The 14,465-nt window shown below is 63.6% G+C and carries 10 protein-coding genes; 7 read left to right on the top strand and 3 right to left on the bottom strand.

All coding sequences use genetic code 11. The features are described from left to right. Positions 1 to 101: 101 nt before the first annotated feature. Together DUGA2_RS18305 and DUGA2_RS32790 are read left to right on the top strand one after the other, a co-directional pair. On the top strand, positions 102 to 437 hold the full coding sequence (locus DUGA2_RS18305; protein WP_070270921.1) for a hypothetical protein: 336 nt from the start codon (positions 102 to 104) through the stop codon (positions 435 to 437). Between the two features lie 104 nt (positions 438 to 541). Further along, positions 542 to 1,168, top strand: a complete 627-nt coding sequence (locus DUGA2_RS32790) for a pyridoxamine 5'-phosphate oxidase family protein (RefSeq protein ID WP_071658944.1) — start codon at positions 542 to 544, stop codon at positions 1,166 to 1,168. Positions 1,169 to 1,266: 98 nt separating this feature from the next. Here the strand turns inward: DUGA2_RS32790 and DUGA2_RS18315 are convergent, their stop codons facing one another. The 3 genes from DUGA2_RS18315 to DUGA2_RS18325 form a co-directional block, all read right to left on the bottom strand. Continuing rightward, positions 1,267 to 3,666 (bottom strand): TonB-dependent receptor, encoded by a 2,400-nt coding sequence (locus DUGA2_RS18315; RefSeq protein ID WP_070270923.1) that lies wholly within the window; start codon positions 3,664 to 3,666, stop codon positions 1,267 to 1,269. Between the two features lie 96 nt (positions 3,667 to 3,762). Continuing rightward, positions 3,763 to 5,943, bottom strand: coding sequence for a glycoside hydrolase family 88 protein (locus DUGA2_RS18320; RefSeq protein WP_070270924.1), 2,181 nt, complete (start codon positions 5,941 to 5,943; stop codon positions 3,763 to 3,765). A 36-nt stretch (positions 5,944 to 5,979) separates the two neighbouring features. Next, positions 5,980 to 6,801: an NAD(P)-dependent oxidoreductase gene (locus DUGA2_RS18325; RefSeq protein ID WP_070270925.1), complete on the bottom strand. Its 822-nt coding sequence runs from the start codon at positions 6,799 to 6,801 to the stop codon at positions 5,980 to 5,982. Positions 6,802 to 6,957: 156 nt separating this feature from the next. Here DUGA2_RS18325 and DUGA2_RS18330 point away from each other — a divergent pair, with 156 nt between their 5' ends. The 5 genes from DUGA2_RS18330 to DUGA2_RS18350 all read left to right on the top strand — a co-directional run bounded on the left by DUGA2_RS18330 (position 6,958) and on the right by DUGA2_RS18350 (position 14,455). Then, positions 6,958 to 7,962 (top strand): LacI family DNA-binding transcriptional regulator, encoded by a 1,005-nt coding sequence (locus tag DUGA2_RS18330; protein ID WP_070270926.1) that lies wholly within the window; start codon positions 6,958 to 6,960, stop codon positions 7,960 to 7,962. A 96-nt stretch (positions 7,963 to 8,058) separates the two neighbouring features. Beyond that, the gene (locus DUGA2_RS18335) at positions 8,059 to 9,909 is read left to right on the top strand and encodes a hypothetical protein (protein WP_070270927.1); all 1,851 of its coding nucleotides are present in this window, start codon (positions 8,059 to 8,061) and stop codon (positions 9,907 to 9,909) included. A gap of 7 nt (positions 9,910 to 9,916) precedes the next feature. Further along, positions 9,917 to 10,297: a 5-carboxymethyl-2-hydroxymuconate isomerase gene (locus DUGA2_RS18340; protein ID WP_070270928.1), complete on the top strand. Its 381-nt coding sequence runs from the start codon at positions 9,917 to 9,919 to the stop codon at positions 10,295 to 10,297. A 19-nt stretch (positions 10,298 to 10,316) separates the two neighbouring features. Next, the gene (locus tag DUGA2_RS18345) at positions 10,317 to 12,227 is read left to right on the top strand and encodes a glycoside hydrolase family 2 protein (RefSeq protein WP_070270929.1); all 1,911 of its coding nucleotides are present in this window, start codon (positions 10,317 to 10,319) and stop codon (positions 12,225 to 12,227) included. A gap of 2 nt (positions 12,228 to 12,229) precedes the next feature. Then, a complete protein-coding gene (locus DUGA2_RS18350; RefSeq protein WP_070271072.1) occupies positions 12,230 to 14,455 on the top strand; it encodes a glycoside hydrolase family 3 N-terminal domain-containing protein in 2,226 nt (741 codons plus the stop codon). Positions 14,456 to 14,465 lie beyond the last annotated feature (10 nt).

A 14,465-nucleotide genomic window follows, 5' to 3' on the forward strand; every position in this document is an offset into this window, starting at 1 on the left:
GCGTTTTTAGACACTTTGTGTGATTCTGTTAAAAATGAGACATAGCGGCGGCGCGCGGGCGGCGCTAAGATGGAGCCCAAATACCCAACGAAAGGCAAGCGATGCAACGACTGTTTTCCCTGCTGCTGCCGCTCGCGCTGGCATCCGGCTGCGCGCTGGCGCAAGCGCCCAGGGCGATCGAGGATGTGGAGCCGGAGGTGACGCAGCAGGTGGCGGCGGCCGTCGCGAAGATGGCGGTCGATCCGGCGGCCGAGGGCGCGGCGCTGCTGCGCGCCTGCGCGGCCCAGGCCGCGCCGCCGCTGGAGCTGCTGCGGCGCACCGTCGACGGCGAAGAGCGCACCTATCTGTACCGCACCCAATGCGGCAAGCCGCTGCTGGTGTCGGCCACCTATGGCAAGAACGGCGCGATCAAGCGCCTGCAACTGAAAGCTGAATAAGCCGCCCCGTCGGGTAGAATCGATATCCAGGCAGCCACCAGGAGCGATCGCCGGAGGTTCTGCTGTTACCGCAAGAGCCCATCTATCAGCATAGGGAGTAGAGCTTGTTACAGCTTGACAGCCAAATCGTTTCGGATATCGCGGCGCTTGAAGCGATTTACGGAACGCCTGCCGCAGCGTCGATAAAAAAAGAAGTGGCATACATTCATCCGCACTATCGAAAATTCATCGAGGCGGCGCCGTTTGCCCTGCTGGCAACATGCGGATCGGACGGTCTCGATGTGTCTCCCCGAGGCGACCCCGCTGGTTTTGTCCGGGTCCACGACGAACATACCTTGCTCCTTCCCGATCGTCGCGGGAACAATCGAATAGACAGCCTGCGGAACGTCCTGCATGATTCCCGGGTCTCTCTCATCTTTTTGATCCCGGGGATTGGAGAAACGTTGCGGGTCAATGGTACTGCATCGATTCAAGTCGCTCCGGGTTTGCTGTCAGCCTTCAGTATCGACGGCAAATCGCCGCTTTCCGTATTGGTCGTGAAAGTCAACGCGGTGTTCTTCCAGTGCTCGCGCGCGATACTTCGTTCGCATCTCTGGGACCCGTCCAGGCATCGGGATCGTGGGGATTTGCCGAGCCCTGGAACGATCTTGGCGGATTTGAGCAGCGACGAAATTGATGGCCTAAAATATGATGCCGATTTGCCCCGGCGTTTATCAACAACTCTTTATTGATCTCAACCATAAAAAAGCCCTCCATCCGCGCGGGGAAGCCGCGTGGATGGAGGGCGTGAGAGCGACCTGATGGCAGGGTCGCGAGGGAGATGCGACTATTAGAACGTCATGTCCAGGCGCGCGCCGAAGTAGCGCTGATAGTCGCGCGGCGGCAGCCATTCGGTGGTGTTGACCACCAGCGGCGTATTGGGCGCCTTGCTGCTCCAGTTGCTGTTGGCATAGCCGTTGTTCAGCCCCGCCGCGTAGCGCTTGTCGAACAGGTTGTTGACCAGGAAGGTGAACTTGTAGCGGTCCTGCTTGTCCTTCACGCCGAAGCTCAGGTTGGTGATGCTGTAGGCGCCCTGTATCGTCATCGGATCCTGGCTCAGCGAGAACTGCGTGCGGCTCTGGTAGCGCGTGGTGGCCGCGACGAAGCCGTTGAAGCTCTGCGACGGCAACACCAGGTCGTATTGGCCGCCCAGGTTGACCTTGACCTTGGGCGCATTAGGCAAGGTCTTGCCCGCCAGATCCTGGACGTTGGTGTTGTTGTACTTCGGACTGTTGACGCAGCCGGGGCCGGGAATGGTGCCCGTTCCGGTGGCGTTCAGCACGTTGTAGCACGGGCCGTTCTCGAACGACTGCACGGTGGCCTTGGTGTAGGCGAAGCTGCCGTTCAGTTGCAGCTCGCGCGTCACGCGCACGCTGCCTTCCAGCTCCACGCCCTCCGTGCGCAGGCCGCCGATGCTGTTCAGGCCGGTGCGATAGGTGCCGTCGGCATCGAAGAAGCTCGACGATTGCTGGAAGTTCTTGAAGTTGGTGCGGAACAGCGCCAGGCTGAACATGGCGCGGTTGTCCAGCAGGCTTTGCTTCAGGCCGATCTCGTAGCTGCGCGCCGTCTCAGGCTTGACGGCCGGCAGCTTGGCGGTGGCCGACGTGAAGCCGGACGTCAGGTCGTAGGCCACGCCCTTGTGGCCGGTCGACGCCATGCCGTAGACCATGCTGTCCTTGTCGATGCGGTGCTCCAGGCCCAGCTTGCCGGTGAAGCTCTTGTCGTTGTCTTCCTTGTGATAGTACTCGGTCAGCGCGTGCGCCTGCGGCGGCACCGTGTAGCGGCGGAAGTTGTAGCCGGTGTCTTCATCGTTGTAGCGGCCGCCCACGATCAGGCTGGTGTTCGGCACGAAGTCCCACGAACCCTGTCCGTAGATGGCCTTGCTGATATTCCACGCGTCGGCGCCGTAGGACGTGCCGTAGGCCTGGATCAGCGGCGCCTTGGTCAGCTCGCGGTTCAGCCAGTTCTTGCCGTACCACAGGCCGGCCACGTAGCGTACCGCGCCCTTGTCCGGCGAGGTCAGGCGCAGCTCCTGCGTGGTCGAATGCACATCGAACGAGCCGTACTGGAACAGGCCGCCGTGCATGCCGGTCGGCTGGCCGTTCGGCAGCAGCAGGAAGGGCAGGATGTCGATGTCGGTGTTGTCGTTGTCCTGGTAATCGTCCATGTGGTAGCGGCCGTAGGACGAGATCGAGCTCAGCGTGTGGCCGGCCAGCGGGCCGTTCGGATCGAAGGCCCAGTCCAGCTTGACGCCGGTGCCGACGTCGTGGAACTTGCCGCCGGTCGGGTAATCGTTGCGCACGTCGCGGTTGCCCGGGCCGATGTTGATGCCGGCCAGTACCAGCGAGGCCGGCAGCTGCGGCGCGTTGCGGTAGATGCCGCCCGGCGACATATAGCTGTAGGCGTTGGAGCAGCAGAACTTCTCGGTGCGGTTGTAGTGCGGCGTCAGGGTGACGGTCAGCTGCTCGGTCGGGGTCCACTCCAGTTTTCCGCTGAGGTTGTCGCCCTTGCTGCCGTTCAGGTGGCCGCCGGTGGTCAGGTCGTTGAGCGTGCCCTGGTAGCTGGTCTTGCTGGCAGCCAGGCGCAGGCGCAGCGTGTCCGACACGGCGCCGCCGACGCTGAAGCCGGCCCGCCATTCATGGTCGTCGGTGAGATAGGTGCTGACGGTGGTCTTGAGCGGGCCGCCGATCGGCTTGGTGGTGATGTTGAGCGCGCCCGCGATGGAGCTCTTGCCGAACAGCGTGGACTGCGGCCCCTTCAGCACCTCGATGCGGTAGACGTCGGCCAGGTCCTTGAAGGCGCCCGCCTGCATGCCCTGCGGGATATCGTCGACGATGACCGAGACGTCGGCCTCGACGCCGATGCCCAGCGAGAAGGTGCCGATGCCGCGCATATTGATGCTGAAGTTGCCCGGCTGGCTGCCGTAGGACAGCGTCAGCGCCGGCGACAGCGAGGGGATATCCTCCAGGTCGCGCACGTTGGAGCGTTGCAGCACGGCGTCGCCGAGCACGGTGATCGAGGCCGGCACGTCCTGCAGGTTCTGGGCGCGCTTGTTGGCGGTGACGACCACCGATTCGAGCTTGCCGCTGTCTACCGGCGCGGCCTGCTGCGCAGAGGCTGCGCCCAGCCCGAACAGGGCGATGGCGACTGCGGCCGTGATGGGCCGCAGCGTGAGGTTGTGAGTGTTCATCGTGTCTCCAATTATTATTAAGTGCTTTGTGGAATCGCTTCCACTTATGATGAAAAAATACGCCGGCAATCGCGCGGATCGCCGGCGGTGCTGCGCCTACTTTGAACTGACCTTCAACGGCGCCTTCAGCTTCTGCGCGTAGTTGCGCACGTAGGCCTGCCACGCCGCGCCGTCGGCGAAATCGCCGCTCTTGTTCCAGCCCGCGCCGAAGTAGTAGACGAAGGGCTGGCCCGGTTGGTTGGGCTGCACTGTGCCCAGCGCCAGCTGCTGCTTGTCGGCGACGGTGAAGCCGCTGGCGCCGGCCGGCAGGATCACGCCGCAGCCGGTGATGCCGTCGTCGCCATGCTGCGGCTCCCAGTAGCTGGACCAGCCGCCGGCGGCGTCGGTCACGTAGTCGCCCTGGCCGTCGCGCTGCACGATGCCCACGCCCACCGTCAGCGGGCCTTTGCCGCTGGCGCTGTAGCGGCTCTCGACGCGGGTCATGTTGGAGCCGGCGTCGATGGAGAAGCGCTTCACTTCGGAGACCATGCGGCCATTGCCCGCATCCCATTTGCCGAATGTGAGTTCGAACACGGAGCGCAGCGGACCGTCGGCCAGCACCTTCCAGCTCTGGAAGTTGGATGAGTTGTGCAGGGCGTTGTCTGCGTAAATGGTGGTGCCGCCGCAGCCGCGGTTCTGGCCCACGTGGTAGTAGTCCAGGCCTTCGCCTGCGTCCTTGTGATAGGCGCCGTTCTTGTACCACTTGTCCACCACCGGGTAGCGCACCTTCTTGACCCACACGTCCACGCCGCTGCTGATCAGGTGCTCCTTCGGATCCTTGATGATGGCCGGACCGTAGACGCGGTGCACGGTGCGGTCGCTTTCCCACGCGAAGTCGTCCAGGCGTTCCGGCACGAAGCGCGCGTGCGTCTTGACGTCGGCCGGCGGCGTCGCCGCCAGGCGTTCGGCCGGCAGCACCAGGTAGCGGCGCGTGTCGCCGGCCGGCACGTTCACGGAGAACAGCAGCTGCTTGCCGCCGATGACTTGCGAATTCAGGATCGCCGATGTGGCGGCGTCCATCACCACCGGCGCCTTGATGCCGCCAGCGAGCTTGACTTCCACCAGCTCATCGCCGCGCAGGCCGTCGGTGCCGTTGGCCACGGCGACGGTCTGCGGCTTGGCCTTGTCCAGCACCGCCATGCGATACACCTCGCTGCCGGCCAGCAGGAAGCCGCCGACGCCATACACTTCGGTGGCGTCGTTGTCGAAGGATTTTGGATCCTGGCCGATAGGCTGCACGTGGGTCAGTTTGCCGTCCGCCTGCACGTTGGCCACCAGTGCGCTCCACACCTTTTGCACGGCGGGCTTGTAGGTCTTGGCGTCGAGCAGTCCCTGGTTGACGCCCCAGGCGAAGGCGTAGGCATACAGCGCCGAGCCGCTTGATTCCTTCAACGGATAGCTGGCCGGGTCCAGCAGGCTGGCGCGCCACAGGCCGTCCGGTTGTTGAAGCGTCAGCAGCTTGGCCGACATCTCCTTGTACTGCTGCTCGAAGCGCGGACGGGCAGGGTGATTGGCCGGCAGGTATTGCAGCATGCGTACCAGGCCGCCCATCACCCAGCCGTTGCCGCGTCCCCAGTAGACCTTCTCGCCGTTGGCTTCGCGCTTGTCGAAGTATTTGCTGTCTCTGAAGTAGAGGTGGGCTTCCTTGTCGTACAGGTAGTCCGACGTCACCCACCATTCGCTGACGGCGAAGTCCAGGTAGCGCTGGTCGCCGGTGACGGACCACAGGCGCAGCCAGGTCGGTGGACCCATGAACAGCGCGTCGCACCACGACCAGCGGTCCTGGTTGCCCTTGACGGTGAAGTCCAGCGTGCCGGTGCGGCGGTTGGCCAGGATGTCGTCGAAGCTGGCGCGCATGGCGGCGATCATCTTCGGATCGCGCAATTGCAGATACAGCTCGGCGTAGGTCTGGCCGATGATGTGATCGTCCGCGTGGTAGTGGTTGGGTCCCAGCTTCCATTCGTTCTTGTCGCCGACCGCAATCATGGCGTCGCGGTATTTGCGGTCGCCCGAGATGCCCACCAGCGCCATGAAGCCGGTATCGCCTACCGCCTGCGTCCAGTCGTCGGTGCGGTGCTTGCTTGGGTTGGCGAGCTGCCAGTCCGCCACGCGCTCCATTACGCTCAATACCGCTTTCGGATTGATGGCGGCCGATACTTCCGCGGCGAAGACTGATGATGCGGGCAGCGCCGCCGCGAAGGCGGCCAGCACGGCGGCGTGCAGATACGTTGGGTTCATGTGGGCGTCTCGTTTATATTTTTTGAGGTTGGGGCATTATTTGTACATCGGTCCTGCGGTGACGAACGGGCCGCCCTGGTAGATGGTGGGCGCATCGCCCGCCGCAGGGTAGGCCGCGCTGTCGGGGAAGTTGCCGGCGAACTGGCTGGAGCTGTGCTTCGGCACATAGCCCAGGTGCGAGGCGTGCTTGTTGTCCCACCATTTGGTCGGATTGTCCGAGGTGCCGAAGGTGATGGTATGGCCCACGCGCGGCGTGAACAGCGAGCAGCGGATCAGTTCCACCAGGTCGTCGTAGGCCAGGTAGGTGATCATCATGCGGCTGTTCTTCGGCTCCGGGAAGGAGGAGCCGATGCGCAGGCAGACGGTCTCCGTGCCGAAGCGGTCGTAGTAGTAGCGCGACAGCGCTTCGCCGAAGGCCTTGGAGACGCCGTAGAAACCGTCGGGACGCAGCGGCATGGTCGCGTCAACCAGCTCCGTGGTTTCGTAGTAGCCCACCACGTGGCTGGAGCTGGCGTAGATCACGCGCTTGACACCGCACTTGTGCACCGCTTCGTACAGGTGGTGCAGGCCGAGGATGTTGGCGTTCATGATGGGTTCGAATTTGTCTTCGACCGAGATGCCGCCAAAATGCAGTACGGCGTCCACGCCTTCCATCATGTTCAGCACGAAGTCGCGGTCGCCCAGGTCGCCGATGACGATCTCCTCGCCGTCGCGCGCCGGGCCGAGGTCCTTGACGTCGTTCAGGCGGACCACGTCGGCCCAGGCCTTGGCGCGTTCGCGCAGGATGGTGCCCAGGCCGCCGCCGGCGCCGGTCAGGAGGATGCGTTTGAAGGGTTTTGCGCTAGAAGTATTGGTCATTTGATGTTTTGTAGTTAAACGTTTAATCGCAAGTATAGCGAATATATTTTCGAGGTCAATCGCTTTCGCATCAATGTAGATATGGTGTGTGGCGGATTTGGCGTGCTAAGATCGACGCGGATGGCACGCTAAAATAAAAACCGATTGACTGGATTGATGAAAAAACCGATACCCACCATCCGCGATGTGGCCGCCGCCGCAGGCGTTTCCACCGCCACCGTGTCCAAGTTCGTCAACGGCGCCCAGCGTTTTTCGCCGGGTGTGGAGGCGACCATCACGCGGGTCATCGCGGACCTGGGCTATCGTTCCAATCCGCTGGCGGCGTCGATGATCACGGGCCGCACCAAGAGTATCGGCCTGTCGGTGCTGGATGTCGCCAATCCGCACTTCACCAGCGTGGTCAAGGGCGCCAACCGCGTGGCGCAGGAACACGGCTACACCCTGCTGCTGGTCGATACCGAGGAAAACCCGGACCGCGAACGCCCCCTGCTGGAGGCGCTGAGCCGCCGTGTGGACGGCTTGATCGTCATCTCGCGCATACCGGAATCGGAGATGGACTGGATGGTGGCGCTGGAGAAGCCGATGGTGTTCTTCGGCCGCCTGGCCGGCCACGACATCCCCTGGGTGGCGGGCGACGATCACCGGGGCGCCTGCATGCTGACGCGCCACCTCGTGGCGCTGGGCCACCGCAGGATCGCCTACCTGGGCTTTTCCAAATCGCGCCGCGATGAGGAGCGCCTGGCCGGCATCCGCGAGTGCCTGTCCGCGCATGGAGTGCCGCTGGTCGTGCATGATGCGGCCGCGCCGTCGGCGTTGGAAGGAGAGCGTGTGTGCTCGTCCATCATGCTCGGCTCCGAACCTCCCGATGCGCTGATCTGCTACAACGACCTGATGGCGCTGGGCTTCATGAAAGCCGCGCAGACGCTGGGCTTCCGGCTGCCGGCCGACATCTCCGTGGCGGGCTTCGACAACATCCAGTTCGGCGCCTACACCTCGCCGCCGCTCACCACGGTCGACCTGCAAAGCGAACGCCTGGGCGCGGCCGCGATGGAGCAGCTGATCGGGCAGGTCGAAGGCAAGCCGGCGCCCGCCTTCAGCATGATCGAGCCGCAGTTGATACTGCGCGGCTCCACAGCCGCCCGCAACCCCCGCAGCGTTTAGAGCGATTTTTTCACGCGAAGCTTTACGTCCAAAGAAAAATCACATAACATAGGTTAAACGTTTTCCAAAACAATTCAAGCCCGAGACCTCCGCCCCATGATTTCAACCCGATTCCGCCTGTCTGCGATCGCGCTGGCCGCCCTGCTGGCTGGCGGCGCTGCGGCGCAAACCGCCGCCACCGCGCCGATGAACCGCATCGTGCAGGACAACGCCTATCAGCAGCTGGACTACTTCTTCAAGAAGCTGGTCGCGGAAAAGGAAGCCATCGTCATCGACGGCTACGCGCCGTTCAAGGCGGGCGACAAATTCTTGCCGGGTAAAGTGGCGGCGGGCCTGGGCCATGTGCTGCTCAACAGCGCCAAGGATGATCCGGCGCTGCCGCAGCAGCTGCGCGACTATCGCGACATCGCCGATATGACGGTCGGCATGGACAACCACACCTGGGGCATTTACTACTACATCGGCACGCTGGTCAAACTGAAGGAAGCGGGCCTGCTGGAACAGGCGGTCAGTCCGGCCACGCTGGAGAAGCTGCGCAAGCAGCTGGACTGGCGCACCTTCGTCACGGTGCCGCAGTACGACTTGATCAACCTGCCGACCAACTACTACGGCGTGGCGTTCAGCATCGCGCGCCTGCGCATGCTGATGGGCTGGGAGGACGACAGCGGCAGCAAGATCCTGCTCGATAAAATGCTCACGCATTACAAGAAGTACTCGGGCAAGTTCGGCTTCTCCGACGAGACCGACGGCGAAGGGCGCTTCGACCGTTACAGCATCCTGCTGATCGCCGAAATCTGCGAGCGCTTCCTGGAGACCGGCCTGCAACCGACACCCGAGCTGAAAGGCTTGCTGCGCAAGGCGGCCGACATCGCGCTTAACGTCAGCAATACCGCCGGCGACGGCTTCAGTTTCGGCCGCAGTCTCGGCCCGTATGGCGAGACGGCGCTGGTCGAGATCCTGTCCGTGTCCGCCTATCTGGACGTGCTGACGGCGGAAGAGAAGCAGTACGCATATGCCTTCTCTTCGCGCGTGGCCGCACGCTACATGGACTTCTGGTACGACCCGGCGATGCACTCGCTGGACATGTGGGGCAAGGGCCGCCGCACCGACGCCTATCGCGGCAAGCACCGCATCCTGGGCGAGAACTTCTCGCTGCTGCACCAGCTGATCTACACCAATGACACCTGGAACAAGGCCGGCATGAAGGATGCGCCGCCCAAGGCCGACCTGCAAGCGTGGCTGGACAGGACGCGGCCGCAGTTCAGCACCACCACCTTCGCGCAGGGCGAGTACGACCGCGCGTTGACCGTTTTCCGCGACGGCAAGCACGTCGTCAGCCTGAACATCATCAACGGCGGCATCAGTCAGCATGACAACAGCCCGTACTACCCGCTGCCGTTCGCACCGGGCATCGTGTCCGGCATCGCCGACAGCGGCAGCGCGCATCCGCAGCTGCTGCCCAAGTTCACCATGGCCGACGGCGCGCAGCTGATCGGCACGGCGTGGATCAAGGACATCAAGACCAGCCAGGCCGGCCAGCGCTATACCGTCAGCTACCGGCAGGATGAACTGGACCGCCTGGGCAAGAAAGGGCCGGTCAAGGATGGCCGCATCAAGCTGCAGACCACCTACACGCTGGAGCACGGCCAGCTTACGCGCAACGACGTCTACACGCCGGTCGGCACGCAGGAGGTGGAGAAGATCACGCTGGAATTCGCATCCTTCTCGGAGCAGCCTTCCATCGACGGCGGCACCGTCACCTTCGCCAAGGGAGACGTGAACGAATACAGCGTCGCCGGCCTTCAGCAATGCCAGGTGGCGCCGACCAACGGCAGCAAGGACTACATGGCGCCGTATGGAGCGATGAAGACGCTTGTCACCTGCAGCACCGGCAAGCTGACGATGAAGGAACCGCTGACCATCAAGTGGATCATCAAGTACCACTAAGGACAACATGCCGCACTTAAAAATCGAATACACCGCCAATCTCGACACGCACGCCGACATCGGCGAATTGTGCAAGACGTTGTCGCACACGCTGGTGACGCTGAAGGACGACCAGGGCGCACCGGTGTTCCCTCTGCTGGGCACACGCGTGCTAGCCTATCCCGCAGCGTATTACGCGGTGGCGGACGGCGAGCAGGGGCGCGCTTTCGTCTACATGAACATGCGTATCACGCCGGGCCGCAGCGATGCACTGGTGAAGGCGGTCGGCGATGCCGTGCTGGCCGCCGCACAAGCGCATCTGGCGCAGGCGCTGGACAAGCTGCCGCTGCGCCTCACGCTGCAAATCGATGCGACACCGCCTGGATACGAAGGCAAATTCAGTAGTTAATAAAATCTTGGAGACCTGAATGCGTAGTGTGTTGAAGCTCTTATTGGTATCGGGCTGCCTGTCCGCCCTGGCGGCGGCGTGGGCGCAGGATGACCAGGCCCCGGGCCAGGCAATGGTGGTGCCAGCCGCAGGCGGCCGCGCCGCGCCGACGGTAATGACGAAGCAGCCGCCCACGCTGCACAACATCTACGGCCGTACGCATCTGCTGCTGGACGGCCGCTGGAACTACATCGTCGATCCCTATGAGGCGGGCTACTACAACTACCGCCACCAGCCGTTCGACCAATCCGCCACCGGCTCCGGCGGCTTCTACGACGACCGCAAACCCAAGGACAAGACCGAATCCGTCGAATACAGCTTCGACGGCTCGCCGACGCTGGCCATCCCCGGCGACTGGAATTCGCAGAACGCCAAGCTTGAGACCTACGAAGGCACGGTCTGGATGCGCCAGCAGTTCCGGGCCGCGCCCAAGGACGGCAAGCGCTACTTCCTCTACTTCGGCGCCGTCAACTACGAAGCCCACGTCTACCTGAACGGCAAGAAGGTCGGCAGCCATAAAGGCGGCTTCACGCCGTTCCAGTTCGAAGTCACGGGCCGCCTGCTGAACGGCCAGAACACGGTCATCGTCAAGGCCGACAACACCCGCCACCAGGACGACATCCCGACGCTGAACACCGACTGGTGGAACTACGGCGGCATCACCCGCGACGTGCTGCTGGCCGAAACGCCGGACACCTACATCGCCGACTACCAGATCCAGCTGGCCAAGGGCGACATGGGCCGCATCGAAGGCTATGTGCAGATGACCGGCGCGCAGCGCTCGCAGGACGTGACGATCACCATCCCCGAGGCGGGCGTCAAGGCCACCGTGCACACCGGCGCCGATGGCCGTGCAGCGGTCAGCATCCCGCTGGCGAAAACCAAGATGCGCTACTGGTCGCCGGAAGATCCCAAGCTTTACACCGTCACCATCGCCGCCGCCACCGACAAGCTCAATGACCGCATCGGCTTCCGCACCATCGAAACGCGCGGACAGGATCTGCTGTTGAATGGGAAGTCGGTGTTCCTGCGCGGGATCTCGCTGCACGACGAAAACCCATTGATACCGGGCCGCCTGCGCGGTGAGGGCGACATGCGCATGATGCTGCAATGGGCCAAGGACATGAACTGCAACTACGTCCGCCTGGCGCACTACCCGCACAGCGAAGAGATGATCAAGCTGGCCGACGAGATGGGCATCCTGGTCTGGGCCGAGGTGCCGGTGTACTGGACCATCTCGTGGGAGAAGCCGGAAGTCTACGCCAACGCCAGCCAGCAGCTGACCGATCTGGTGACGCGCGACCGGAACCGGGCCAGCGTCATCATCTGGTCGATCGGGAACGAGACGCCGGTCAGCGAGGCGCGCAATGTCTTCATGGGCAAGCTGGCCGATACCGTGCGCACGCTGGACCGCACACGCCTGGTCGGCGCCGCGCTGGAAGTGCACCGCAAGGGCGACGAGGTGACGGTGGAAGATCCGCTGGCCGACAAGATCGACCTCGCCAGCTTTAACGAGTATGCCGGCTGGTACTGGTCCAACAACAAGGAGATGATGAAGTTCTCCTTCAAGGTCAATTACAACAAGCCGGTGATCATTACCGAATTCGGCGCCGACGCGCTGGGCGGCCTGCACGCGGACGACGACACCCGCTGGAGCGAGGAGTATCAAGACCTGCTGTACAAGAACCAGTTCAAGCTGCTGGACGCGATCCCCGGCCTGCGCGGCATGACGCCCTGGGTGCTGACCGACTTCCGCTCGCCGCGCCGCCCGCACCCGTACTACCAGGACTTCTGGAACCGCAAGGGCCTGATCTCGGAGACCGGCAAGAAAAAACTGGCCTTCTACACGATGAAGGCTTACTACGACCAAAAACAGCAGCAATACAAATGACCATGAAGAAGACCACACTCGCCCTGGCAGCAGCCTTGCTGCTGCCATTGATGGCCCACGCACAGGACGCGCAGATCGACCGCAAGGTCGCCGCGTTGATGAAGCAGATGACGGTGGCCGAGAAGGTCGGCCAGCTGCACCAGCTGTCCGGCCGCCTGTTCACAGGTCCGACCAGCAGCGACTACGCCGCCAAGCTGGCCGATATCCGTCTCGGCAAGGTCGGCTCCATGCTCAACATTAAAGGCGTGGCCGACACGCGGGAGATCCAGGCGTTGGCGCTGCAATCGCGGCTGCACATTCCGCTGCTGTTCGGCCAGGACGTGATCCACGGCTACCACACCGTGTTCCCCGTTCCGCTGGGCGAGTCGGCATCGTGGGACATGGAGGCGATCGAGCAGTCGGCCCACATCGCCGCGCGCGAGGCCGCGGCAGCAGGCATCCACTGGACCTTCGCGCCGATGGTGGACATCGCCCGCGATCCGCGCTGGGGCCGCGTGATGGAAGGCGCGGGCGAGGACACCTTCCTCGGCTCCGCCATCGCGCGCGCGCGCGTGCACGGCTTCCAGGGCAAGCAGCTCGGCGCCACGGATTCCGTGATGGCCACCGCCAAGCACTTCGCCGCCTACGGTGCGGCCGTGGCGGGCCGCGACTACAACGCGGTCGACATGAGCAACCAGCAGCTGTTCGAAGTCTACCTGCCGCCGTTCAAGGCCGCGCTGGACGCGGGCGCCGCGACCTTCATGAACTCCTTCAACACGCTGAACGGCATACCCGCCACCGGCAATCTGTTCTTGCAGCGCGATATCCTGAAGGGCAGTTGGAACTTCAAGGGCTTCGTCGTCAGCGACTGGGGTTCGGTGCGCGAGATGGTCCCGCATGGCTATGCCGCCGACCTGGCCGACGCGTCGGTCAAGGCCATCAACGCCGGCAGCGACATGGACATGGAGAGCTACGCCCACATCAAGCACCTTGAGGATGCCGTCAAATCCGGCAAGGTGAAAATGAAGACGCTGGACGATGCCGTCTACCGCATCCTGTACAAGAAGTTCGAGCTTGGCCTGTTCGACGATCCATACCGCTACTCGGTCGCCGCGCGCGAGAAGGCCGTGCTGGCCGACCCGTCGCACCGCGCCGCCGCCTTGGATGTGGCGCAGAAATCCCTGGTGCTGCTGAAGAATGCCGCCAAGACTTTGCCTCTGTCGCGCGCCGCGCAGAAGATCGCCGTCATCGGGCCGCTGGCCGATGCTAAGCGCGACCTTGAAGGCGGCTGGGTAGTGGAGGGCGACCGCGCCCCCGTGGTCAGCATCCTTGAAGGCATACGCAGCCACGCCGGCAAGGCGGAGGTCAGCTATGCCGAGGCTTGCGGCGCCGGTTGCACCGGCACCGAAGGCTTTGACGACGCCGTCGCCGCAGCAACCCGCGCGGACGTGGTGGTGCTGGTCGTCGGCGAGACCTGGGACTTGAGCGGCGAAGCCAAGTCGCGCACCGACATCACGCTGCCCGGCCATCAGGAACAGCTGTTCGCGGCGCTGAAGGCGACCGGCAAGCCGGTCGTGGTGGTGATGCTGGCCGGCCGTCCGCTGGTGTTCAACACCATCGCCGACCAGGCGGACGCCATCGTCTATGCATGGTTCCCCGGCAGCGAGGGCGGCAACGCGGTCGCCAACGTGCTGTTCGGCGACTACAACCCGTCGGGCAAGCTGCCGATCACCTTCCCGCGCAGCGTCGGCCAGATTCCGCTGTCCTATGCGCAGTACAGCACCGGCCGGCCAGTCACCGACGAGAAGAACGTGGTCTACAAATCGGCCTACATCGATTCCGTTAACACGCCGCGCTACGCCTTCGGCCATGGCCTCAGCTACACCGATTTCAAGTACTCCGGCCTGACGATCAGCAGCAAGGCGATGGCGCCGTCGCAACAGGTAACGCTGTCGTTCGACCTGGCCAACACCGGCAAGGCCGAGGGCACCGAGATCGTGCAGCTCTACCTGCGGGACCTGGTCGCCTCGGTGGTGCGGCCGGTGAAGGAGCTGAAGGGTTTTCAGAAAGTCCACTTGCTGCCGGGCGAGCAGCGCCGCGTGAGCTTCACGATAGACCGCGAACTGCTGTCGTTCTTTAACAGCCAGCTGGTCTGGGGCGCGGAGGCCGGCGACTTCAAACTGATGGTCGGCAGCGCCTCCGACGATATCCGCCTTGAGGGCGCAGTCACGCTGCTGCCATCCAAATAACCAGAACCAC

The organism is Duganella sp. HH101 (assembly GCF_001758795.1).
Taxonomy (GTDB): Bacteria; Pseudomonadota; Gammaproteobacteria; order Burkholderiales; family Burkholderiaceae_D; genus Rugamonas; species Rugamonas rivuli.